This window comes from Mesorhizobium abyssinicae, from assembly GCF_049887195.1.
In the GTDB taxonomy this organism is placed as follows: Bacteria; Pseudomonadota; Alphaproteobacteria; order Rhizobiales; family Rhizobiaceae; genus Mesorhizobium; species Mesorhizobium abyssinicae.
The window spans coordinates 131,454-154,346 of record NZ_JARAKC010000007.1; the positions used below are offsets into that span (position 1 = coordinate 131,454).

Consider the following 22,893-nt stretch of genomic DNA (forward strand, 5'->3'; position numbering starts at 1 on the left):
GAACCGACTTTTTCAGGGAGGGCCGTGTCCGGATTGCGTGCACGGCCTCACTTCCGCGAAATGCGCCTTCGCATAAGTTCTTGAATCATATAAGCTTGTGCTTGGGCAGGGACATCAGGAGGGGCTTTGGCACTTGTTGCCGGAAACACGACGCGTCTATGGACGCTCGTCGCGAAGGAGTTCTGGCGCAAGACGCGCCGGCGTTTGCGCGCCGGTCCGGTCTACCGCTGGCGCTATTCCGGCCGCACGCCCGAACGCGTCCTGATCGCGCCGCCGGACCTGAGACTCGCCGATCCGCAGATCGCGCTTGAGATCTACTATGGCCGCTATCCGCTGTCCGGGCATCTGGTCGAGACCGGCGGCAAGTCCCCCTTCCAGATCGAGGTGCCCAATCGCGGCTGGCAAAAGACGTTGCACGGCTTTCGCTGGCTGCGCCATATGCGCGCGGCCGGCACCGAGCTCGCCGCCGCCAATGCCCGCGCCCTTGTCTCCGACTGGATCGCCATCCACGGCAACCAGATTTCCGGCATCGCCTGGGAGCCCGGCACCACCGCAAAGCGGGTGATTGCCTGGCTGCAGCATTCCTCCGTCGTGCTGCAGGGCGCCGAATTCCCCTTTTACCGCGCCTTCCTCAAATCGCTGGCCGTGCAGATCCGTTATCTCCGCTCGATGGCGCGGGCGATGCCCGAGGGCAAGGACAGGCTGCGCGCCCGTATCGCGCTCGCCTTCGCCGCTCTGTCGCTGCCGGCGCCGGCATCGGCGTTGCGCGGCGCCACCCGCAACCTCGCCGAGGAGCTCGACCGCCAGATCCTTCCCGACGGCGGCCATATCTCGCGCAACCCGATGACGGTCCTCGAGCTTCTTGCCGACCTTTTGCCGCTGCGCCAGACCTATGCCAACCAGGCCGAGACGCCGCCGCCGGCCTTGATGGGCGCCATCGACCGCATGCTGCCGGCATTGCGCTTCTTTCGCCATCAGGACGGCAGCCTCGCCCGCTTCAACGGCATGGGCGCGACCATTCATGACCGCATCGCCACCATCCTGCGCCACGACGACACCGTCGGCGCACCGCTGCTGCACGCGCCGCATTCCGGCTATGAACGGCTGTCGATGGGCGGCGTCACCGTCATAGCCGATACCGGCCTGCCGCCGCCGGTCGACGTCTCCAACGCCGCGCATGCCGGCTGCCTCGCCTTCGAGATGTCCTCCGGCCGCCAGCACTACATCGTCAATGCCGGCATCGACACCTATGGCGCCGCCGAGTTCCGGCCGCTGGCCCGCGCCACCGCGGCGCATTCGACCGCCACCATCAACGACACGTCCTCGGCGCGCTTCAGCCACTCGCTGCGTGTCAACGACCTGCTCGGCTCGCCCTTGATCGGCGGCCCGCAGCATGTGCCCTGCAAGCGCACCGATCAGAAGGGCAGCCAGGGTTTCCTTGCCCGTCACGATGGCTATGCGCAGCGCTTCGGCTTTCTGCACGAGCGCGAACTGAAGCTGTCGACCAATGGCAATGTGCTGGCGGGCCGGGACCGCTTCCTGCGCCCCGGGGGAGCGGCGATCCGCAACAATGGCCGCGACTTCGTCGCCGTCCGCTTCCACGTCCACCCCGACATCAACCTGCTGCAGGACGAGCATGACCGGCTGGTGCTCGCCGCCGACCAGGGCGACACCTGGGTGTTCACCTGCACCGAGGTGGTGCCCGAGGTGGAGGAATCGATCTATTTCGCCGGGCTCGGCGGCCCGCGCCGCAGCCGCCAGATCGTGGTTGCCTTCAAGGCCTCCGAGCTATCGGAGGTCCACTGGCAGCTGACGCGCACGACCATCGCCGGCTACCCGGAAAACAGCTGACGGCGCGCAACGTCGTGCGATGCCAACCGGACGGCGCTTGATTTCCTGACCTCATATGCTACGGCGCGGGCTTCTTCCAATCCAGCCTTGAAAGGCCGCCAGCCCATGGCCGTCGCCGCCAAGAACATTCCCGCGCCCGACCTGGTTCCCGTGCGCCGCGCGCTGCTGTCCGTCTTCGACAAGACCGGCCTGATCGACTTCGCCAGGGCGCTCGCCGCCGCCGGCGTCGAGCTGGTCTCGACCGGCGGCACCGCGAAAGCGATCGCCGATGCCGGCATGGCGGTGCGCGACGTCTCCGAACTGACGGGTTTTCCCGAGATCATGGACGGCCGCGTCAAGACGCTGCACCCCTCGGTGCATGGCGCGCTGCTCGGCGTGCGCGACGATCCCGAGCATGCCAAGGCGATGCACGACCATCACATCGAGCCGATCGACCTCGTCGTCTGCAACCTCTATCCGTTCGAGGAGGTGCGCCGCTCCGGCGCCGGCTACGCCTCGATCGTCGAGAACATCGACATCGGCGGACCGGCGATGATCCGCGCCTCGGCCAAGAACCACGCCTATGTCGCCATCGTCACCGATCCCGAGGACTATGCGGCGGTGCTCAACGCGCTGGAGATGAACATCGGCTCGCTGTCGCTTGATTTCCGCAAGAAGCTGGCGGCCAAGGCCTTCGCCCGCACCGCCAGCTACGACGCGGCGATCTCCGGCTGGTTCGCCGGAGCGCTGGACATCGAGCATCCGACCTGGCGCGCCTTCGGCGGCCATCTCGATCAGGTGATGCGCTACGGCGAGAACCCGCACCAGAGCGCCGGCTTCTACCCCAACGGCGACAAGCGGCCGGGTGTCGCCACCGCGCGCCAGCTGCAGGGCAAGCAGCTCTCCTACAACAACATCAACGACACCGACGCCGCCTTCGAGCTGGTCGGCGAGTTCGATCCGGCCCGCGCCGCGGCCGTCGCCATCATCAAGCACGCCAATCCCTGCGGCGTCGCCGAAGGGACCTCGCTGAAGGCGGCCTACGCCAAGGCGCTCGCCTGCGATCCGGTCTCGGCTTTCGGCGGCATCGTCGCCATGAACCGCACCCTCGACCCCGAAGCGGCCGAGGAAATCGTCAAGACATTCACCGAGGTCATCATCGCGCCCGACGCTTCCGAGCAGGCGACCGCGATCGTCGCCGCCAAGAAGAACCTGCGCCTTCTGGTCACCGGCGGCTTGCCCGATCCGCGCGCCGCCGGCACTTTAGCGAAATCGGTCGCCGGCGGACTGCTCGTCCAGGGCCGCGACAATGCGGTGGTCGACGATCTCGAACTGAAGGTGGTGACCAGGCGGGCACCGACGCCGGCCGAGATGGCCGACCTGAAGTTCGCCTTCCGCGTCGCCAAGCATGTAAAGTCAAACGCCATCGTCTATGTCAGGGACGGCGCCACGGTCGGCATCGGCGCCGGCCAGATGAGCCGCGTCGATTCCTCGCGCATCGCCGCCCGCAAGGCGCTCGACGCGGCGGAAGCCGCAGGGCTCGCGGAGCCGTTGACCAAGGGTTCCGTGGTCGCTTCAGACGCGTTCTTCCCTTTCGCCGACGGCCTGTTGTCGGCGATCGAAGCCGGCGCCACCGCCGTCATCCAACCGGGCGGCTCGATGCGCGACGACGACGTGATCGCCGCCGCCGACGCGCACGGCATCGCCATGGTGTTCACGGGCGTCAGGCATTTCCGACACTAGCTCCCGGCTGAGAGACGTTTGAGAATTCGCTCCGCTGAGTCGGATGGCGTGGTTTTCGAGAACCGGAGCGGAGCGGACATTCAAGTCCGTGAGCACCGGAAGCGCAGAAAACCGCGTCAGGCGGCCGGCGGAATAGAATTATCGAATGTCTGTCATTCCACCGGCTGGTCCGCCGGATATGGCGTCCTGATCAGGATCGCTATGCCGATGCCGAGGAACAGGATGATGACCGCCATGCCGAGCCGGGCCGAGTCGGTGGCCCAGCTGATCGTCGCCAGCAGAAACGGCGCCAGGAAGCTGGTCGCCCGCCCGGACAGGGCGTAGATGCCGAAATAGCGGCCGGATTCGGCGGCGGTGACGCTGCGCGCCATGTAGGAGCGCGACGAAGCCTGCACCGGTCCGAAGGCAAGCCCGATCAACAACCCGTAGAGGATGTAGGCCTTCTCGGCCGCGGTGCCGAACAGGCCGCCGGAATCGACGGTGGACAGCTGGATCAGGCCGAGCAGTGTGAAACCCGGGCCTGTCGAGACGATGCCGGCGGTGGCCACTGTCAGCATCACCAGCGCGATCATCACCACCGCCTTGGAACCGAGCGCGGTGTCGAGGCGGGCGGCGATCCAGCAGCCGAAGATGGCGACGACATTGAGGATGATGCCGAAGATGCCGATCTCGGTGATCGACCAGCCGAACATCGCCGCCGCGAACACGCCGCCCTGCGTCAGCAGCGCATTGACGCCGTCCTGATAGATCATGCGGGCGACGAGGAAGCGGAAGATGCCGACGCGCTTGCGCGCCTCGGCCAGGGTCGACTTCAGCTCGGACAGACCCTGGCGCACGGCCGGTCCGATCGGGATGCCTTTGGCGGCATCGGGGGTGAAGAAGAACATCGGCAGGATGAACAGGAAATACCAGCCGGCCGACATCGGCCCCGTGGCGCGGGCATCCTCGCCAAGCTTCGGGTCAAGCCCGAGGATCGGGTCGAGGCCGATGATCGTCTTGCCGGTTTCGGGATTGCCGGCCATGAACAGGATGACGAAGATCAACGCGATCATGCCGCCGAGATAGCCCAGTCCCCAGGCGATATTGGAGACGCGGCCGATCTCGCTCTTCGGCACCAGGCGCGGCATCATCGAATCATTGAAAACAGTGGAGAACTCCGCCGCCACCGAGGCCAGCGAGAACAGGGCCACGATCATGAAGACGTTCGAGCCGGGGGCGGCGAGCCACAGCAGCGTCAGGCTGGTGATCTTGATTGCGGCGAAGCAAGCGATCCACGGCTTGCGCGGCCCGGTCTGGTCGGCGATCGAGCCCAGTATCGGCGACAGCACGGCGATGACCAGTCCCGCGGCGGCGATGCCCCAGGCCCAGGCGGCCTGGCCCATCACCGGATCGCTGACCATGCGCGAGGCGAAGTAAGGCCCGAAGATGAAGGTGGTGACGACGGTGAAGAACGGCTGCGCTGCCCAGTCGAAGAACATCCAGCCCCAGATGCCGCGCCCCGACGCCCGCTGCACTGTCTCTATTGCCGCCATGCTGATTCCCTCGGCCCGCCCCGCGTCGGGCGCCATGTCTGCATGTTTTTCATGACGGTGCAAATGCGGCCGGCTTCCTGCCCGCGACGGCTGTCGCGCAGCCGAAGAAGAAGCGCTTGAACTCGACCTCGAGCCCCTCGGCCCTCAACATTTCCGCCACGGCGGAAGCGTCGCCGAAATTGGTCGAGTAGGTGCCGATCATCGAGAAATCCTGTGCGCCGTTGAGCAAGGTCCTTTCGACAAGCGGCAACACGACCTTCAGGTGGAACAGATAGAGCGGCCTCAACCACCAGCCTTTTGGATCGGATGCTTCGATCATGCAAAAGACGCCGCCGGGCCTGAGGCAGCGCGCGACCAGCCTGGCGAGCTTCGCATGCTGCTCGCGGTTGAAGGTCTTCAATCCGAAGGTGGAGACGATGAAATCGGCGTCTGCGTCGGGCAAATCGCTGGCCAGCACATCGTCTTCGATGAAGGCGATCTTGTGGGCCCTGTGTGTATGCAGGCGCTCCATGGCGCGCAAATGCATGCCGGACGAGATATCGACGGCCGTGATCTCGGCGATATCCGGAAAGCGCTTGAGCAGATGCGGCCAGACCTCGCCGGTGCCGGCCATCAGGTCGTAGCCCTTCGGCTGCCGTGTTTCGGGCGCAGGCATCAGTTCGACGCATTGCCGGCGCCAACGCTCGGTGAAGCCGAACGAGCACACCCAACTGAAGGCAATGTAGCGACCGGAGCAGCGGTCGAAGACACCTTTGACGAACTGCGCGTCATAGATGTCTTCGCTCACAACAGGATCGCCACCCTGTCGGGCGGAACCCTCCTCGGGCCGAACCGGATCCTCGATCTCGCTCAGCCTACATCCCCGTCAGGTCGCTCATCAGCCCGGATGCCACGGACAGCCGTGACACGGTGATGTCGCCGCCCTCAGTCAGCGCCTGCAGCCGCTCGCGGATGCGCGCGACGCGTTCACCACCGGCTTCCAGCCAGGCCGCCACCGGATCCGCCGCCTTGGCGTGGGCGGTCAGCGCCGCCACCGCGATGCCGCGCCGTGCCGCGCCGATCGTGTCGGTGGCGCGCGAAAGCGCCAGCTGGTCATAGTAATCCGGCGGCGAGATCGCCCGCGCCGCCTCCTCGACGCGCGGAATGCGGAAGGCGTCGCTGACGGCGAAGAAGGCCCTCGCGCCGGCGACGATATCGGCATTGGCGGTGCGCGCGGTCAGCGCGATGTCGGGGATCAGCTCGGCCAGATCGGCCAACGCCAGCTGCCCGGCCAGCCGTTCCGGCGCCCCGCCCTTGAACAGGCTGTGCCGCCGCTCCTCGATCCGCTCGCGCGAGTAGGCCGGCAGCAGCGAGGCGAGCTTCGGCTCCAGCGCCCTGCGCGCCTCCTGCAATTCGGCGATGCGCTGGCCGAGCGGCGCCGTGCCGGCATCGTTCTTCAGATACCAGCCGCTGGTCATGAAGATAAGCCGGCTAACCGCCTGGTAGAGATCGAGCTGCACCTGGCCGTCGATCTGGCTGTCGAGCGCGTCGATTTCCTTGTAGAGCGCCGGCAGCGCGAAGCCGTCGCGCACCACGGCGAAGGTGCGCACCACATCGGCGGCGGTGCGCCCGGTGGCCTCCTGCAGCCGGTTGACGAAGGACGGACCGCCGCGATTGACGAGGTCGTTGGCGACCACGCGGGCGATGATCTCGCGGCGCAGCCGGTGGCCGTCGATCTCGGCGGCGTATTTCTTCGCCATCCGCTCCGGGAAATAGCCAAGCAGATCGCGCTCGAAATGCGGATCGTCGGGCACGTCGCTGGCGACGATGTCGGAGAACAGCACGATCTTGGCATAGGCGAGCAGCACGCCGAGCTCGGCCCTGGTCAGCGGCTCGCCGCGCGCCTCGCGCTCGGCAAGCGCCGCCGGTGACGGCAGCGTCTCGACGGCGCGGTTGAGCAGGCCGCGCGCCTCCAGCGCCGTCATGAAGCGGCTCTGATGCGCGATGTCGGCCAGCCCGCGCTTGCGCGCGATCGAGAGCGCCAGCGTCTGCTGGTAATTGTTGGACAGCACCAGTCCGCCCACCTCGCCGGTCATCTCCGAGAGCAGTTTGTTGCGCGCCGGCCGGGCCAGCGCGCCCTTGCGCATGGCCGAGGCCAGCGCGATCTTGATGTTGACCTCGACGTCGGAGCAGTTGACGCCGGCCGAATTGTCGATGGCGTCGGAATTGCAGCGGCCGCCGGCAAGCCCGAATTCGATGCGCGCCCGCTGCGTGACGCCGAGATTGGCGCCCTCGCCGATGACCTTGGCGCGCACATCGAGCGCGGTGACGCGGATGGCGTCATTGGCGCGGTCGCCGACATCGGCATTGGTCTCGTTCGATGCCCTCAGATAGGTGCCGATGCCGCCGAACCACAGAAGGTCGACAGCCGCCTTGAGGATGGCGTTCATGATCTCGACCGGCGTCGCGGTGGTCTTGCCGAGCCCGATCGCGGCCGCGGCGGCTTGCGGCAGCGTGATCGACTTCTGATTGCGCGAGACGATGACGCCGCCTTCCGACAGTTTCGACTTGTCGTAGTCCTGCCATGAGGAGCGCGGCAGCGCGAACATGCGTTCCCGCTCGGCCATCGACGCCGCCACGTCCGGATCGGGATCGATGAAGATGTCGCGATGGTCGAAGGCCGCGATCAGCCGCGTCTGCGGCGACAACAGCATGCCGTTGCCGAACACGTCGCCCGACATGTCGCCGACGCCGACGACGGTGAAGGGCGAGGTCTGGATGTCGCGGTTCATCTCGCGGAAATGCCGCTTGACCGCTTCCCAGGCTCCCTTGGCGGTGATGCCCATCTTCTTGTGGTCGTAGCCGGCCGAGCCGCCGCTGGCGAAGGCATCGTCCAGCCAGAAGCCGTGCTTCTCGGAAATCGCGTTGGCGGTGTCGGAGAAGGTCGCCGTGCCCTTGTCGGCGGCGACGACGAAATAGGGATCGTCAGGATCGCGCCGCACCACGCCGGCCGGCGGGATGACGCCGTCGATGCCGATATTGTCGGTGATCGACAGCAGGCTGGAGACATAGTTCTTGTACGCCGAGGTGCCGGCCTCGAAGATCGCGTCGCGGCTGCCGCCGACCGGCAGGCGCTTGGGATAGAAGCCGCCCTTGGCGCCGACCGGCACGATGACGGCGTTCTTCACCTGCTGCGCCTTGACCAGGCCGAGCACCTCGGTGCGGTAGTCCTGGGCGCGGTCCGACCAGCGCAGGCCGCCGCGCGCCACCGGGCCGAAGCGCAGATGCACGCCCTCGACCTCCGAACCATAGACGAAGATCTCGCGCCACGGCCGCGGCGCCGGCAGCCCGTCGACCGCCTGCGAATCGAGCTTGATCGCCAGCGACTGGCCCCGCTCTTTCGTTCCGGCAACGAAATGATTGGTGCGCAGCGAGGCCTCGATCAAATTGAGGTAGCGGCGGATGATGGTGTCATCATCGATGTTCGGCACCTCCTCCAGCGCGTCCTTGATCTTGGCCTTGAGGTGCTTGGCCGCCACTGCGCCTTCGGTTTCGGCCGTCGGCCCGAGGCGGGCGACGAACAGCGCATGCAGGCCGCGCGCGATGTCGGGATAGCGGTTGAGCGCGGCGGCGATGAAGTCCTGGCTTTGCGGAATGCCGGCTTGCTGCAGATAGCGGCCATAGGCGCGCAGGATGGTGACCTCGCCGGACCACAGGCCGGCGGTCTGGGCGAGACCGTTGTAACCGTCATTGTCGACATCGCCGCGCCACACCGACAGGAACGCGTCCTCGAACAGCGCCCCGCCGTCCGTGAGGTCGATCGGCTTGCCGTAGCTGTTCTCCAGCTCCATGTCGTGGATGAAGACCATGCCGGACGGATCGTCGCCGACCTCGAAGGTGCGCTCGCTGATGACGCGGAAGCCGATGTTCTCCAGCACCGGCACGCGCCGTGACAGCGCCACCGGGCTGCCATGGTGATAGATCTTCAGGGCCGCCTGGTGCGGCTTCTGGTCGGCATGGCGATAGTAGTCGATGGCGATCGGATTGGCGGCGTCGATCCTGGCGATCCGCCCGGCATCGGCCAGCGCCACCGCCGGCGAGAAGGAGTCGCGATAGCTTTCCGAAAAGCGCGCGGCGATTGCCGTCAGCGCTCTGTCCGTGCCGGTTTCGGCCGCGGTCTCCCGCAGCGCATCGTCCCAGGTCCGCACGATGTCGCGGATCGCCGCCTCGATCGACGCCTGCTCGACCTTCGGCGTCTTGCCGCCGGAGCGGCCGATGATGAAGTGGACGCGCGCCAGCCCGCCTTCCGGGAAGGCGGGATAGTAGGCCGACAGCCGCCCTTCGAACACGGTCTTGAGATAGGTGCCGATCTTCTCGCGCGCGACGCTGTCGTAGCGGTCGCGCGGCACGAAGACCAGGATCGAGACGAAACGGTCGAACTGGTCGGCGCGCACCAGCGCCCTGACGCGCGGCCGCTCGATCAGGCCGAGAATGGCCTCGGCATGCTTGCGCAGGATCGGCACCGGCACCTGGAACAGCTCATCGCGCGGATAGCTTTCCAGCACGTTGATCAGCGCCTTGCCGGAATGGTCGCTTGGGTTGAAGCCGGACTTGGTGATGACGGTTTCGGCCTTGGAGCGCAGATAGGGGATCTTCATCACCGAGCGCGTGTAGGCGGTCGAGGTGAACAGGCCGACGATGCGCAATTCGCCGAGCAGAGTGCCTTTGGCGGTGTAGGTCTTGACACCGATGTAATCGAGATAGATGCGGCGGTGCACCGACGACTTGGCGTTGGCCTTGGTGACGATCAGTGGCTCCGGACCGTGCAGGAAGGCGCGGATCTCGGGCGTCGTCGTCACCGCTTCGGTGCCCCGCCTCAGCACCAGCACGTCGGGATCGGACAGGATGCCGAGGCCGGGCTTGTCGGCGCGCTCCAGCGTGCCGCTCTTTTCGCCGCCGGTGTATTTGAACTCGCGCATGCCGAGGAACGTGAAATTGTCGTCGCGCAGCCATTCGAGGAAGGCGATCGCCTCGGTGACGTGCGCCTTGTCGAGCGGCACCGGCGCGTAGCGGAATTCCGAGATCGCCTGGTCGAGGCGGGCGAGCATCGGCTTCCAGTCGGTGACGGCGGCGCGCACCTGGACCAGCAGCTTCCTCAAGCGCCCGGCCAGCGCTTCGGCCTGGTCGGCGGACAGCCGGCCGATGTGGACATGCACGACGCTCAGCCGGTCGTGGCTGCCGTCGCCCTTGGCGAAACCGCCATCGCCGAGGATTTCCTCGACGCCCGCCTTGCCATGCCTGACGGTGACGACCGGATGTGTGACCAGCAGCGGCTCGCCGGCGCTCTCGGTGATCTCGCCCAGGATGGAATCGAACAGGAACGGCATATTGTCGTTGACGACGGTGACCACCGTCACCGGCCGGCCCTGGCGCGCCACGCCGGAATCGACGTCGATCGCGACGATGCAGTCGCCCTTCTTGTGCCTGGCGACGGCTCGCCCGGCAAGATCGGCGGCACGCTCGAGATCGGCAACCTCGTAGGCGGCGACGTCCTCGGCCGGCGCGCGGGCCAGAAGATAGTCGGCAAGCCGACCCGGTCTTTCGCCTCCCTTCGCCGCGCCTCCCTTTGCTGGAACCGTCTTCTTCGGCTGGCTTGCGGTTTTGAGGCTGGCCATGATGTGAAGTCCCTCCCGTCACATGCTTTTGCGATTATGGTAGCAGATGACCGCCGTTTGGCGACAAAGGTTTGACGGCTTGCAAAGATTCTTCGGAATTTTGATCGCAAATCGGCAGCGAATGAGAAGGACGAAGCCCGATGAGTGCAAGCAAGACCGCCAAAGCGACCGGCAAGATCACCGCGCTCGACCTCGCCCAGGCCGAGCTCAGCGAGGCGACGAAAGCCTATTTCGCCAAATGCGAGGAAAAGCTCGGCCTCGTCCCCAACGTGCTCAAGGCCTACGCCTTCGACGAGAAGAAGCTGCGCGCCTTCACCGACATGTACAACGACCTGATGCTGGGCGAGTCCGGCCTGTCGAAACTGGAGCGCGAGATGATTGCCGTCGTCGTCTCCTCGATCAACCATTGCTACTATTGCCTGGCCGCGCATGGCGCCGCGGTGCGCCAGCTTTCCGGCGACCCTTCCCTCGGCGAGATGATGGTGATGAATTTCCGCGCCGCCGACCTTTCACCCAGGCAGACCGCGATGCTCGAATTCGCCGTCAAGCTGACGGAGGAGCCGACGAAGATCATCGAGGGCGACCGCGCCGCCTTGCGCACGGCAGGCTTTTCCGACCGCGACATCTGGGACATCGCCTCGACCGCCGCCTTCTTCAACATGTCGAACCGGGTGGCGGCCGCGATAGACATGCGCCCGAATGACGAATACCACGCAATGGCACGCTAGGCGGCGGCACTATTTTAGCTATCGCGCATTCTCATTGCTTCTCCGCCGTTTTGGTCCGATGATCAACGATTGCGGCATCGCCGCATATCAACACGATTGCGGCTGAGCCGCATATCGCCAAGCGGCATGGCCGCATGCCGGTTCGATGCCGCCGATCAAGGGAGGAGAACATGGCGAAGTTTCTCTATGTCTATCATGGCTCCGGCAAGATGCCGACCGACGAGGTTGAGCGGAAGGCGGCCATGGATGCGTGGACCGGCTGGTACGACAAGCTCGGCCCGGCCGTGGTCGATGGCGGCAATCCGGTCGGAATGTCGAAGACGGTGCTGGCGAGCGGCAAGGTCGAGAACAATGGCGGCAGCAATCCGACCGCCGGCTACACCATCGTCGAAGCCAGGGATATCGACGACGCCGTCGCCAAGGCCAAGGCTTGCCCGATCCTGATGGACCCGGCCTTCACCGTCGAGATCGCGCCGATCATCGAGATGATGTAGCCGTTCAGGAACGGGCAGCGATCGCGGCGGCGGCGCCTGCCATGGTGGCGGCGCTGACGCGGTTGGCGATCTTCATCGCCCGCCTGCTTTTGAGCAGCTTGCGGGCCTGCGCGGCGGCGAGCACCCAGGCAAGATCGATGGCGACCAGGACCACCGCCATGGTCGCCGTCAGTTCCATCCAGCCGACGACGCTGACCGAGGCAAGATCGATGATGGTAGGCAGCAGTGCCAGATAGAACATCATGATCTTGGGGTTGCCCAGTGTCACCGCCATGCCGGCGAAGAACAGTTTTGCCGGCGAATCCTCGCGCGGCATCTCGCCTTCCTTCGCCTCGACGGGCGCGGTCCACATCTTCCACGCCAGATAGGCGAGATAGGCGACGCCCGCCCATTTCACGGCGACGAAGGCGAGATGAAAGGTCTGCGCTACCACGGCCAGCCCGAACACCGCCAGCGACAGCCAGATGCCCTCGCCGATCCACATGGCGAGCAGGAATGGGAACACGTCGCGAAAACCTTTCGAGATCACCCTTGCGACAAGAGCGGCGATCGACGGGCCGGGCGAGCCGGCGGCGACGAAAAGCGCGGCGGCGAAGATCAGCAGCGAGGGGAGATGCATGGCCAAAAAACTCCGATCTGAGGTTTGGCTGCCAATCTAGCCAGCAACGGCAGCATTGGCAAAGAACAGGCAATCGCTTCGGTCGCGGCGGCGCCGATCTCGACAATTGCCGTCTTGCCGTTCCCGTCGGCCGCGGCTAGAAGAGCCGCCCCGACATTCGTTTCGAGCTTCACTTTGCCTAAGTAACCGCCGGTCTCGTCAACTCTCCTGAAAACACAGGGCGCTGCAGTTGCGGCGTCCCGATCATTTCATGTGTTCCTCAGGCGGCGGTTCGAGACCGGTTTGGCATTGCTGAACCTGTCGCGCGCCGCGCGACGCCTGATTTCCTTAAAGCCGCAGCTCTCCAGCCACGCCGTGCCCGCCCGGGCAACTCGACATCGCCGACCTGGCGAACTTCCCGACGGGAAGGGCTTTCGGCATGTCTGGACTCTTGCGTATCCGCTGGGCGATCGCGCCCGAGATCGCGCCTCGACCTCTCATCAGCTGCAATCGCTGCGGCGGCCTCAGGCCATATCGATCGAGCGGCAAATTCCGCGTCAACGCCAACGGCAAGCGCATCGACGCCTGGCTGATCTACCGCTGCGTCGATTGCGACAATTCCTGGAATTTCGCCATCTTCGAGCGCCGCAAGCGCCGCGACATCGAGCCAGCGCTGCTCGCGGCGCTCGAAGGCAACGACCCGGCGCTGGCCCGGCGTCATGCCTTCGATGCCGCCGTACTGAGGAGCCACGTCGGACGCATCGAGGAGTTCCCAGACGTCGCCGTTGAAAGGCATGTGCTGGAACGTCGGCCGGAACATACGACCATGCTGGACCTGCGGCTCACTCTGGAAATGCCTGTGCCCTTGCGGCTCGACCGGTTGCTGGCCGGCGAACTCGGCGTCTCGCGCTCGCGGCTTCAGGCCTGGGAGGAGCGGCGGCAGCTTTGCGTCGAGCTTGACGCCAGGGCGCTGCGCAAGCCGCCGCGCGACGGCATGGCCATCCGTATCGATCTGAGCGACGAACCGGATCGCGCCACCATCGTCGCCGCTGCCGGCGCGTGAAACGAAAAGGGAGGGAGCAGTGCTCCCTCCCTCGATGATTGCTCCGGCGAAACCTTACGCCGCGCCGACCGCCTTGGCCGACTTCTCGAAGCGCTTGCGTTCGTTCGGGTCGAGATAGAGCTTGCGCAGCCGGATCGTCTTCGGCGTCACCTCGACCAGCTCGTCGTCCTGGATCCAGGCCAGCGCGCGCTCCAGCGTCATGCGGATCGGCGGCGTCAGCTTCACCGCCTCGTCCTTGCCGGCGGCGCGGATGTTGGTGAGCTTCTTGCCCTTCAGCACGTTGACCTCGAGGTCGTTGTCTCTGGAGTGGATGCCGATGATCATGCCCTGGTAGACCTTCACGCCCGGATCGATGACCATCGGGCCGCGATCCTCCAGGTTCCACATCGCATAGGCGACCGATTCGCCCTGCTCGTTGGAGATCAGCACGCCGTTGGTGCGGCCCGGCAATTCGCCCTTATAGGGCTCGTAGGCATGGAACAGCCGGTTCATCACCGCGGTGCCGCGCGTGTCGGTCAACAGTTCCGACTGGTAGCCGATCAGGCCGCGCGTCGGCGCGTGGAAGACCAGGCGCTGGCGGTTGCCGCCGGAGGGACGCAATTCGACCATCTCGGCCTTGCGCTCCGACATCTTCTGCACGACGACGCCGGCATGCTCCTCGTCGACGTCGATGACGACTTCCTCGACCGGCTCCAGCAATTCGCCGTTCTCGCCCTTCTGCATGACGACGCGCGGCCGCGACACGGCGATCTCGAAGCCCTCGCGGCGCATCGTCTCGATCAGCACCGCGAGCTGCAATTCGCCACGACCGGAGACGAAGAAGGAATCCTTTTCCGGCGATTCCTCGATCTTCAGCGCGACATTGCCTTCGGCCTCGCGCAGCAGGCGGTCGCGGATGACGCGGCTGGTCACCTTGTCGCCTTCCGTGCCGGCGAGCGGGCTGTCGTTGACGAGGAAGGACATCGTCACCGTCGGCGGATCGATCGGCTGCGCGTGCAGCGGCTCGGTCACCGTCGGGTCGCAGAACGTGTCGGCGACGGTGCCCTTCGACAGGCCGGCGATGGCGACGATGTCGCCCGCCTGGGCTTCGTCGATCGGCTGGCGCTCGAGACCGCGGAAAGCGAGGATCTTGGAGACCCGGCCGGTCTCAATCTGGGTGCCGTCATGGTGCAGCACCTTGACCGCCTGGTTGGCCTTCAGCGAGCCCGACTCGATGCGGCCGGTGATGATGCGGCCGAGGAAGGGATTGGCTTCCAGGATGGTGCCGATCATGCGGAACGGGCCGGGATGCACGGTCGGCGCCGGCACATGCTTGACGACGAGGTCGAACAGGGGCGCCAGCTGCTGGTCCTTCGGGCCTTCAGGATTTTCCGAAACCCAGCCGTCGCGGCCCGAACCGTACAGGATCGGGAAGTCGAGCTGTTCGTCGGTGGCGTCGAGCGCGGCGAAGAGATCGAACACCTCGTTGACCACCTCGACATGGCGGGCGTCCGGGCGGTCGATCTTGTTGATGACGACGATCGGCTTCAGGCCGACCTTCAGCGCCTTGCCGACCACGAACTTGGTCTGCGGCATCGGCCCTTCGGCGGCGTCGACCAGCACGATCGCCGAATCCACCATCGACAGGATGCGCTCGACCTCGCCGCCGAAATCGGCGTGGCCGGGCGTGTCGACGATGTTGATGCGGGTGCCGTGCCAGTCGACCGAGGTCGCCTTGGCCAGGATGGTGATGCCGCGTTCCTTTTCGAGGTCGTTGGAATCCATGGCGCGCTCGGCGACGCGCTGGTTGTCGCGGAAGGCGCCGGACTGTTTCAGGAGCTGGTCGACGAGGGTGGTTTTTCCATGGTCGACGTGCGCGATGATCGCGATATTGCGGAGGTTCATGTGTCTGGTCTCGGGAGCGTTGCAGGCAGCAGGCCCAGAGGCGCCGCCTTTTTCGGTTGCGCGGCTCATACAGGGTTTTTCGCAATTGCGAAAGGGGAGGCTCGTACCCAAATATGTGGTTACCAATTCTTAAGCGTCTTTGCGTCAAATGTATCAATTCACCAGGGCGGAACCTTTCGGGGTCCGGGCAGTTCGACTCCCATGACCGATTCTTTCATCAGATTGCGTCCGATCCTGGCCTGGGCAGCACTTACCGTGCTGCTGGCGGTGGGCGCCGCGCAGTCGGCCGCGACACTCAAGGGAAATCCCGCTCTGCCCCCCGACACGCAGACGGCGGAGCAGATGTTCGCCGACGCCCCCGATGGCGTCGACCCCGTCGTGACCGGCCCCGTCAGCGCCGCCTTCAAGCAGCGGCAGCAGGACGCCGGCTGCGACAGCGCCGTGTGGCCGAAGATTCCCGCGACTTGCTATCCGGACTGACGACCACCGGTCGCGGCGGTCGTCCTCCTAGAGACTGTTTCGAAATTCGCTCCGGCGAGTCAGAAACCGCCAGGAGATGGCCGCCGGATTTCCAACAGTCTCCTAAGCCGAGCGCACCGGGTCGAGCGTCACCTTGTAGAGCTCGTTGTCGTCGCGATCCATCAGCCGCACCGTCAGCTGTTCGGTAGCGCCTGAAATGTCGACCAGGCCGAAGAACTGCAGGCCGGCCGACGGCGGCAGGTTCTGGCCCTGCTCGGCGGTCGGCGCCTTGATGAACTTCAGCTCCGGGCCGAAGGTCATGTCGAAATCGTTGGGACCGAACGTGCCGGCATGGATCGGGCCGGAGACGAATTCCCAGAACGGATTGAAATCCTGGAACTGCGCCTTTTCGGGATTGTAGTAATGCGCGGCCGTGTAGTGGACGTCGGCGGTCAGCCACACCGTGTTGCTGATGCCGGCGTTCTTGATGTAACGCAGCAGGTCGGCGATCTCGAGCTCGCGCCCCTTGGGCAGGCCGTTGTCGCCATTGCTGACGGCCTCGGCGCCCACCTTCTTGGTGCCGTCGTTCCACACCACCAGGCCAAGCGGCATGTCGGCGGCAATGATCTTCCAGGTCGCCCTGGAATTCGCGAGTTCCCGCTTCAGCCATTTGGTCTGCTGCTCGCCCAGCATGCGCGATTCCGGCGTCATCGTGTCCTGCATGTCCGGGCCGTTCGAGCCGCGATAGGAGCGCATGTCGAGGAAGAACACGTCGAGCAGCGGCCCATAGGCTATTTTGCGATAGACGCGGCCGGGCTCGGCCGGCTCGTAGCGGATCGTCGTCATCTCGTGGAAGGCGCGCGCCGCGCGCGCCGCCAGCACATGGATGGACTTTTCCGAGTAACGGTCGTCGCTGCTGAGATCCTTGGAATCCGACCAGTTGTTGACCACCTCGTGGTCGTCCCACTGGTAGAAGGTCGGGCAGATGGCGGAGAGGCCGAGCACATTCCTGTCCATCATGTTGTATTTCCACTGCGCCCGGTACTCGTCGAGCGTCTGCGCCACCTTGCGCTTCTCGTCGATCAGCACGGCGTTCTTCCACTTGCCGCCGCCGGGCAGGTCGACCTCGTCTTTCATCACGCCGTCGGCATAGATCGTGTCGCCGGAATGCAGGAAGAAATCCGGCGTGTGCTTGCCGATGGTGGCGTAGGTCTTCATCCCCGTCTCGTCGATGCCCCAGCCCTGGCCGGCGGTATCGCCCGACCAGGCGAAGCGGATGTCGCGCTTGGAGGCCGGCGCGGTGCGGAAGCGGCCGACGATCGGCTCGGAAACGGCGTTGATGTCGGCGAGGTCGGCCGCGGTCATGCGATAGAAGATGTCCTGGTCGGCGGCAAGATCGGTGAGCAGCCGCTTCACCGTGAAGTCGCTGGCCGGCGACGTGTCGAGCGGCGCGAGCCTGGTGGCGTTGGCGAAGCTCTCCGTCGACGACACTTCGAACATCACGCGCGCCGGACGGTCCGTGCGCGTCCACACCATGCCGCTTGCGGCATCGACGTCGCCGGACTGGACGCCATGGGTGAAGGCAGGCCGCTGGCTGGCGCGCGAATAATAGGGCAGCGCGAGGCCCGAGGCGCCGACCAGGCTGAATGCGCTCGCCGAGGTGACGAAGGCGCGGCGGGTCATCGAGATCTTGTTCATGGCTGTCTCCTGGATGGCGTTGAACGTCGCCCCCAAGCTCCCGCCTCAATGTTTCAGGCGCATCTCGGAACCATGAAGTTTTGATAACAATGAACAGGTGGCGAAGCTGCTGATCTCCCCCCTCGTGGGGGAGATGGCCGGCAGGCCAGAGGGGGGCGCGAAGGATCGCCAACCTCTCAAGGACGGCCGCCCGAGCCTCTGCTCAACGGCTGATTTTGACGCAATTCAACTGACAAGTCGGCGGGACAGCGCCCCCCTCTGCCCTGCCGGGCATCTCCCCCACGAGGGGGGAGATTGGCGCTTCAAGCCGCCTGCGGCTCCGGCTCGAACGCCGGCCTGCTGGTGTTGATCAAGAGCGAGATACAGGCCGCCGCAATGGCGGTCATGCCGGCGATCATGAAGGCCAGCTCGTAATTGCCCTGAAGTTCGCGCATCGTGCCGCCGAAGGCGGCGGCCGCCGCAGCACCCACCTGGTGGCCGGCGACGATCCAGCCGAAGACGATCGGGCCGCTGCGGTCGCCGAACGCCTCGTTGGCGAGCCTCAGGGTCGGCGGCACGGTGGCGATCCAGTCGAGCCCGTAGAGCACGGCGAAGATGATCAGGCTGACCGCCGAGAAGCCGGAATAGGGCAAATAGATCAGCGACAGGCCACGGATGGCATAGTAGACGCCGAGCAGCTTGCGCGGATCGAAACGGTCGGTGAGCCAGCCCGACAGCGTCGTGCCGATCAGGTCGAAGATGCCCATCATCGACAACAGGCCGGCCGCCTGCACCTCGCCGATGCCCATGTCGCCGCAGAAGGCGATGAGATGCGTGCCGACCAGGCCGTTGGTGGTGAAGCCGCAGACGAAGAAGGTGGCGAACAGGTACCAGAACACCCGGGTACCGGCGGCGCGGCGCAAGGTGCCGAGCGTATGCGCCAGGAAATTGCCCTGCGAGGCCGGCGGCACCGGCGGCACGTCGTTCGGCTCGGCGCCATAGCGCACCTGGCCGATCGAGGCTGGACGCTCCGGCACCAGCAGCCACACCACCGGCACCAGCGCCGCGGTGGCGATCGCGATGGCGATGGCGACCGGCTTCCAGCCACCCGCCTGCGCCAGCGAGGCAAGCAACGGCAGGAACACCAGCAGGCCGGTGGCGCTCGAAGCCGACATCAGCCCCATCACCAGGCCGCGATTGGTCTTGAACCAGCGGTTGACGATGGTGGCGCCAAGCACGGTGGCGACCGCGCCCGAGCCGATGCCGGAAAACACGCCCCAGGTGATCAGCAGATGCCACGGCTTGGTCATCAGCAGGCTGAGCGCCGTCGAGCCCGACATCACCAGCAGTGAGATAAGCAGCGTGCGGCGCAGCCCGATCCGCTCCATCAGCGCGGCGGCGAACGGCCCGGTCAGGCCATAGAGGAAGATGCCGATCGCGGCCGCCAGCGAGACGACGTCGCGCCGCCAGCCGAAGCTCTCCTCCAGCGGCAGCATCATCACCGACGGCGCCGAACGAAGCCCGGCCGCGATCAGCAGGCAGAGAAAGATGACGCCGACCACGACGAAAGCGTAGCGCTGGCCAAACGGACGAGACTGAGCTATCATGTTACTGACCGGTACGTTGCAATTGGATGGCGCTATGAATACGTACCGGTCAGTAACATTGTCAAGCGAGTCGTTGCATGCCATCGGACAAAAAAATTGAAGCGTCCATCAGCTCGGCTCAGACGCCGGCGCATCCGAAGGCGGCCGACAAGATCCTCGACGTGGCGCGCGACCTCTTCTATCGCGAAGGCATCAGGGCGATCGGCGTCGACGAGATCGTCAGACGCGCCGGCGTCACCAAGCCCAGCCTCTACCGCAGCTTTCCCTCCAAGGACGAACTCGCCGCCTCCTATCTGCGCAAATACGACCTCGAATTCTGGGAACGCTTCGACGAGGCGGTGGCTGCGCATCCGCGCGACCCGCGCGCGCAGATCGTCGCCTTCCTTACGCGCGTCGGCAAACGCACGCAAAAACCCGACTATCGCGGCTGCGGCATGACCAATGCGGCGGTGGAATATCCCGATCACAGCCATCCGGCGCGCATCGTCAGCGAGGCCAACAAACAGGAACTGCGCCGCCGCCTGCGCGCCATGGCGAGCGCGATGGGCGCCGCCGATGCCGACACGCTTGGCGACGGCCTGCTGCTGCTGATCGAGGGCGCCTATATCAGCGGCCAGCTGTTCGGCCGCGGCGGACCGGCGGCGTCGGTCGCCCGCAACGCCGACTTGCTGATTGAGGCCAGCTTGAAGAAATAGCGATTGGCGGTACGCTGCGGCACCTCACCGGAGTTGTCCGCCATGCGCGCTATTCTGATCCCGCTTGTCCTTGCCGGTCTCTGCCAGGCCGCCCATGCCGGCGACATATCCAGCGTCTACACCGATCTCGACTGGGAGAAGGACTGCGTGACCTATGCGCAGGCGGCCGAGGGCGAGGGCGATTGGGCGAGCCTCGCCTGCTCGGGCTATCGCGGCTATCCGGTGCTAATCGGCTACGACGATGCCCGCGAGTCGCTGTTCTATGGGTTCCCGTCGAGCGACATGACCTCGGTCTGGGAAAGCTTCTCCGGTCTCAATACGGCCGGGCCCAGGGTGGAATGGCGAATCGAGACCAATGGCGACGTCGCCATTCCCTTCGCCGTCATCCACCGCCGCGAGGTCAGCAAGCCCGACGGCGAGGACAAGCCGACCCAGGTGCTGGTCGTCGCCAAGGTCGCCCAGCCGGATACCCAGCAGGGCTGCACGGTCGGCCTGGTGCTCGCGACCGGCAATCCGCAGGCCAACGACCAGGCGCGCAAGCTCGCCGACGAAAAGGCGAGAAGCTTCGCCTGCGGCAAGGACAAGCGCGTGGTTATCGGCTCCGTGCCTGATTTTGGCAGGGTGGATAACTGACTTATTACGTCTCGGGGACGGCCGCATGAGGAGCGCCGTTCCATCGCAGATAGGCGCTGCCCCTCATTGCCCTGCCGGGCATTTCTCCCCGTATAGTGACCGGGAGAAAGGTGCTCTGATCGATGATTTCGCCAATCGACAACGCCGCCAAACGAACGTCGAGGCTGCGGCAATCTCCCTTCTCCCCGTCACTATACGGGGAGAAGGTGCCGGCAGGCGGATGAGGGGCGGCGCCGACGCTTAGCGGTTTGCGCACATCCCCAGCATATCCTACTTGCTCGCCTTCGCCCGTTCGATCGCGTCGACGATCATCTTCTTGGCGTATTTGGAATCGTGCCAGCCCTCGATCTTGACCCACTTGCCGGGCTCGAGATCCTTGTAGTGCTCGAAGAAGTGCTGCACCTGATCACGCGTAATCTCGGGCAGATGGGTGTACTCGGTGACGTTCTCGTAGCGCAGCGTCAGCTTGGGCGACGGCACCGCGATCACTTTCTCGTCCTGGCCGGCATTGTCTTCCATGATCAGCACGCCGATCGGCCGCACGTTGATGACGCAGCCCGGCACCAGCGCGCGCGTGTTGCAGACCAGCACGTCGATCGGATCGCCGTCGCCCGACAGCGTGTGCGGCACGAAGCCGTAATTGCCGGGATAGCGCATCGAGGTGTGCAGGAAGCGGTCGACGAACAGCGTGCCGGCCTCCTTGTCCATCTCGTATTTGATCGGCTCGCCGCCGATCGGCACCTCGATGATGACGTTGACGTCTTCCGGCGGGTTCTTCCCGGTGGCAATCGCTTCGATGCGCATGGCTCTAATCCCTCTCTCGATTTGTCAGACCGATAGCGGCGGATGCGTCATGGTGCAATGCGGCGAATCGTGCGGGGACAATAACAACGCCGGAACGCGGGCATTCATTCCCAGACGAAGGCGACCTTCTTCAGCGCCTTCTGCTCGAAGATCTCGACGCCTTCGGCGATGTCGCGGCCGCCGGCGCCGGCATAGAAAGCAAGCGCGTTCTGGTTGTCCTCCAGCGCCCACACGACCATGCCTTTCAGGCCGTGATCGGCGAGCCGCGCACGGGCCGCCCTGAACAGCCGGCTGCCGAGCCCGATCCCCTGGTACTCCGGGCGCAGGTAAAGTTCATAGATCTCGCCCTGCTGACGGAGCTCGCGGGCGCGGTTCTTGCCGATCGTGGCGTAGCCGGCGATCGTGCCGCCGATCTCGACCACCAGCACGGTGGCGGCGCGGCGAATCGCATTCGCCCACCAGTCGGGGCCGCGGCGGTTGATCATCGAGGTCAGCGTGCGATGCGGGATGATGCCGGAATAAGCGCCGCGCCAGGCCTCCTGGTGCACGTCGGCGATGGCGCCGGCATCGCGCGGCTCGGCTTTCCTGATATCGATGATCAGCGTGTTCATGATTGCTTAACCATAAACCCGCATCGCCCGATTGCAAAGAGTCCGGCCAGCAACTCCCATCCTTTCGCACAGGCGGATGATACGCCGACGAGGAGGGCAGAGCCTGTCTGGAAACGCGCTCTGCCGAGGCGGATAGCGTGGTTTTCGAGAACCGAAGCAAAGCGGACTTTCTGGTCCGGGAGCATCGGAAGGGCAGAAAACCGCTTCAGGCGTCCGGCAGAGTAGCGTTTACAGGCAGGCTCTCAGATCTCGACGAGATGATCGTCGAGCTCGTTGGCATCGCCCGCCGTGACAGGGAAATGTTCGGCCAGCACCGCGCCCACCGATTCGACGGCCTTGATGAAGCCGTCGGCGAGCCGGTCGTCGCCGGCGTGCGCGGTAAGGTCGCGGACCACGCCGTCCCAGACATTCTGGCCGACCTTGCTGTTGATGCCGGCATCGGCAACCACCTCGGCGTAACGCTCGGCGATCGAGACGAAGATCAGCACGCCGGTACGCGCCGAGGTGCGATGGACGTTGCGGGCAAGGAACTGCTTGACCGCGTTGAGGTGCGCCGCCTGGTAGCGCAGGTGGTGCGGCACGAAATGGATGCGCAATCCCGGCAGCGCCCACAAAAGCAACAGCGCCGAGGCCAGCGCCAGCAGCTCGGCGAAAACGAAATGCGGCAGGCGGATCGACAGCCACCAGGCCTCCAGCCCATAGGCGACGGCAAGGCTGACGATGAGCGTGCCGAGCGTCACCATGAAGGCGGCGGGAAAGAAATAGCCGTCGCTGGCATGCGCCACCACGCAGTAGATCTCGCCGTCGGTCCTCGTCTCGGCGGCGCGGATCGCCCCGGCGATGCGCTCATGATCCTGCGGGCTGATCGGTCGTGTTGCCAT

General features: G+C 65.5%; 18 protein-coding genes. 8 read left to right on the forward strand and 10 right to left on the reverse strand.

Annotation, left to right across the window (positions count from 1 at the left end):
- The first annotated feature begins 126 nt into the window (after positions 1 to 126).
- Both PU724_RS17385 and purH read left to right on the forward strand, forming a co-directional pair.
- Positions 127 to 1,851: a heparinase II/III family protein gene (locus PU724_RS17385; RefSeq protein ID WP_127310065.1), complete on the forward strand. Its 1,725-nt coding sequence runs from the start codon at positions 127 to 129 to the stop codon at positions 1,849 to 1,851.
- Positions 1,852 to 1,956: 105 nt separating this feature from the next.
- Positions 1,957 to 3,573, forward strand: a complete 1,617-nt coding sequence (gene purH / locus PU724_RS17390; RefSeq protein WP_354423112.1) for a bifunctional phosphoribosylaminoimidazolecarboxamide formyltransferase/IMP cyclohydrolase — start codon at positions 1,957 to 1,959, stop codon at positions 3,571 to 3,573.
- 152 nt (positions 3,574 to 3,725) lie between these two features.
- Here purH and PU724_RS17395 read toward each other — a convergent pair whose 3' ends face one another.
- The 3 genes from PU724_RS17395 to PU724_RS17405 all read right to left on the reverse strand — a co-directional run bounded on the left by PU724_RS17395 (position 3,726) and on the right by PU724_RS17405 (position 10,759).
- Complete coding sequence (locus PU724_RS17395; protein ID WP_354423114.1) at positions 3,726 to 5,105, reverse strand: MFS transporter; 1,380 nt, start codon at positions 5,103 to 5,105, stop codon at positions 3,726 to 3,728.
- Positions 5,106 to 5,154: 49 nt separating this feature from the next.
- A complete protein-coding gene (locus PU724_RS17400; RefSeq protein WP_354423116.1) occupies positions 5,155 to 5,892 on the reverse strand; it encodes a class I SAM-dependent methyltransferase in 738 nt (245 codons plus the stop codon).
- Positions 5,893 to 5,959: 67 nt separating this feature from the next.
- Positions 5,960 to 10,759, reverse strand: a complete 4,800-nt coding sequence (locus PU724_RS17405) for an NAD-glutamate dehydrogenase (RefSeq protein WP_354423118.1) — start codon at positions 10,757 to 10,759, stop codon at positions 5,960 to 5,962.
- Between the two features lie 140 nt (positions 10,760 to 10,899).
- Here PU724_RS17405 and PU724_RS17410 point away from each other — a divergent pair, with 140 nt between their 5' ends.
- Together PU724_RS17410 and PU724_RS17415 are read left to right on the forward strand one after the other, a co-directional pair.
- The gene (locus PU724_RS17410; RefSeq protein ID WP_354423120.1) at positions 10,900 to 11,487 is read left to right on the forward strand and encodes a peroxidase-related enzyme; all 588 of its coding nucleotides are present in this window, start codon (positions 10,900 to 10,902) and stop codon (positions 11,485 to 11,487) included.
- 170 nt (positions 11,488 to 11,657) lie between these two features.
- Entirely contained in the window at positions 11,658 to 11,981 is a 324-nt protein-coding gene (locus PU724_RS17415; RefSeq protein ID WP_127284803.1) for a YciI family protein, read from the forward strand.
- Positions 11,982 to 11,985: 4 nt separating this feature from the next.
- On the opposite strand, the gene PU724_RS17420 is transcribed toward PU724_RS17415, so the two are convergent.
- Positions 11,986 to 12,600, reverse strand: a complete 615-nt coding sequence (locus PU724_RS17420; protein ID WP_292173024.1) for a LysE family translocator — start codon at positions 12,598 to 12,600, stop codon at positions 11,986 to 11,988.
- Positions 12,601 to 13,018: 418 nt separating this feature from the next.
- Between PU724_RS17420 and PU724_RS17425 the strand changes: the two genes are divergently transcribed.
- Positions 13,019 to 13,642: a DUF1062 domain-containing protein gene (locus PU724_RS17425; protein WP_354423123.1), complete on the forward strand. Its 624-nt coding sequence runs from the start codon at positions 13,019 to 13,021 to the stop codon at positions 13,640 to 13,642.
- Positions 13,643 to 13,696: 54 nt separating this feature from the next.
- Here PU724_RS17425 and typA read toward each other — a convergent pair whose 3' ends face one another.
- Positions 13,697 to 15,526 (reverse strand): translational GTPase TypA, encoded by a 1,830-nt coding sequence (typA, locus tag PU724_RS17430; RefSeq protein ID WP_127309614.1) that lies wholly within the window; start codon positions 15,524 to 15,526, stop codon positions 13,697 to 13,699.
- Positions 15,527 to 15,727: 201 nt separating this feature from the next.
- Between typA and PU724_RS17435 the strand changes: the two genes are divergently transcribed.
- Complete coding sequence (locus PU724_RS17435) at positions 15,728 to 16,006, forward strand: hypothetical protein (RefSeq protein ID WP_127309615.1); 279 nt, start codon at positions 15,728 to 15,730, stop codon at positions 16,004 to 16,006.
- A gap of 102 nt (positions 16,007 to 16,108) precedes the next feature.
- Here the strand turns inward: PU724_RS17435 and PU724_RS17440 are convergent, their stop codons facing one another.
- Complete coding sequence (locus PU724_RS17440) at positions 16,109 to 17,683, reverse strand: alkaline phosphatase D family protein (RefSeq protein WP_354423125.1); 1,575 nt, start codon at positions 17,681 to 17,683, stop codon at positions 16,109 to 16,111.
- A 302-nt stretch (positions 17,684 to 17,985) separates the two neighbouring features.
- A complete protein-coding gene (locus PU724_RS17445; protein WP_128273656.1) occupies positions 17,986 to 19,269 on the reverse strand; it encodes an MFS transporter in 1,284 nt (427 codons plus the stop codon).
- 77 nt (positions 19,270 to 19,346) lie between these two features.
- Between PU724_RS17445 and PU724_RS17450 the strand changes: the two genes are divergently transcribed.
- Both PU724_RS17450 and PU724_RS17455 read left to right on the forward strand, forming a co-directional pair.
- Positions 19,347 to 19,964 carry a TetR/AcrR family transcriptional regulator gene (locus PU724_RS17450; RefSeq protein ID WP_354423126.1) on the forward strand — a complete coding sequence of 206 codons (618 nt, stop codon included), beginning with the start codon at positions 19,347 to 19,349 and terminating at the stop codon, positions 19,962 to 19,964.
- A gap of 42 nt (positions 19,965 to 20,006) precedes the next feature.
- Positions 20,007 to 20,597, forward strand: a complete 591-nt coding sequence (locus PU724_RS17455) for a hypothetical protein (RefSeq protein ID WP_354423128.1) — start codon at positions 20,007 to 20,009, stop codon at positions 20,595 to 20,597.
- Between the two features lie 270 nt (positions 20,598 to 20,867).
- Here PU724_RS17455 and ppa read toward each other — a convergent pair whose 3' ends face one another.
- The 3 genes from ppa to PU724_RS17470 all read right to left on the reverse strand — a co-directional run bounded on the left by ppa (position 20,868) and on the right by PU724_RS17470 (position 22,893).
- Entirely contained in the window at positions 20,868 to 21,401 is a 534-nt protein-coding gene (ppa, locus tag PU724_RS17460) for an inorganic diphosphatase (RefSeq protein ID WP_292106710.1), read from the reverse strand.
- Between the two features lie 104 nt (positions 21,402 to 21,505).
- Entirely contained in the window at positions 21,506 to 22,012 is a 507-nt protein-coding gene (locus PU724_RS17465) for a GNAT family N-acetyltransferase (RefSeq protein WP_127286598.1), read from the reverse strand.
- Positions 22,013 to 22,254: 242 nt separating this feature from the next.
- Positions 22,255 to 22,893 carry a TPM domain-containing protein gene (locus PU724_RS17470; protein WP_354423129.1) on the reverse strand — a complete coding sequence of 213 codons (639 nt, stop codon included), beginning with the start codon at positions 22,891 to 22,893 and terminating at the stop codon, positions 22,255 to 22,257.

Bases quoted from the DNA above. Each gene is read 5' to 3' on its own strand.
- purH (WP_354423112.1), top strand. From the start codon at position 1,957: ATGGCCGTCGCCGCCAAGAACATTCCCGCGCCCGACCTGGTTCCCGTG.
- PU724_RS17445 (WP_128273656.1), bottom strand. From the start codon at position 19,269: ATGATAGCTCAGTCTCGTCCGTTTGGCCAGCGCTACGCTTTCGTCGTG.
- ppa (WP_292106710.1), bottom strand. From the start codon at position 21,401: ATGCGCATCGAAGCGATTGCCACCGGGAAGAACCCGCCGGAAGACGTC.
- PU724_RS17395 (WP_354423114.1), bottom strand. From the start codon at position 5,105: ATGGCGGCAATAGAGACAGTGCAGCGGGCGTCGGGGCGCGGCATCTGG.
- PU724_RS17410 (WP_354423120.1), top strand. From the start codon at position 10,900: ATGAGTGCAAGCAAGACCGCCAAAGCGACCGGCAAGATCACCGCGCTC.
- typA (WP_127309614.1), bottom strand. From the start codon at position 15,526: ATGAACCTCCGCAATATCGCGATCATCGCGCACGTCGACCATGGAAAA.
- PU724_RS17440 (WP_354423125.1), bottom strand. From the start codon at position 17,683: ATGAACAAGATCTCGATGACCCGCCGCGCCTTCGTCACCTCGGCGAGC.
- PU724_RS17405 (WP_354423118.1), bottom strand. From the start codon at position 10,759: ATGGCCAGCCTCAAAACCGCAAGCCAGCCGAAGAAGACGGTTCCAGCA.
- PU724_RS17465 (WP_127286598.1), bottom strand. From the start codon at position 22,012: ATGAACACGCTGATCATCGATATCAGGAAAGCCGAGCCGCGCGATGCC.
- PU724_RS17435 (WP_127309615.1), top strand. From the start codon at position 15,728: ATGACCGATTCTTTCATCAGATTGCGTCCGATCCTGGCCTGGGCAGCA.
- PU724_RS17415 (WP_127284803.1), top strand. From the start codon at position 11,658: ATGGCGAAGTTTCTCTATGTCTATCATGGCTCCGGCAAGATGCCGACC.
- PU724_RS17455 (WP_354423128.1), top strand. From the start codon at position 20,007: ATGCGCGCTATTCTGATCCCGCTTGTCCTTGCCGGTCTCTGCCAGGCC.
- PU724_RS17470 (WP_354423129.1), bottom strand. From the start codon at position 22,893: ATGGCAACACGACCGATCAGCCCGCAGGATCATGAGCGCATCGCCGGG.
- PU724_RS17425 (WP_354423123.1), top strand. From the start codon at position 13,019: ATGTCTGGACTCTTGCGTATCCGCTGGGCGATCGCGCCCGAGATCGCG.
- PU724_RS17420 (WP_292173024.1), bottom strand. From the start codon at position 12,600: ATGCATCTCCCCTCGCTGCTGATCTTCGCCGCCGCGCTTTTCGTCGCC.
- PU724_RS17450 (WP_354423126.1), top strand. From the start codon at position 19,347: ATGCCATCGGACAAAAAAATTGAAGCGTCCATCAGCTCGGCTCAGACG.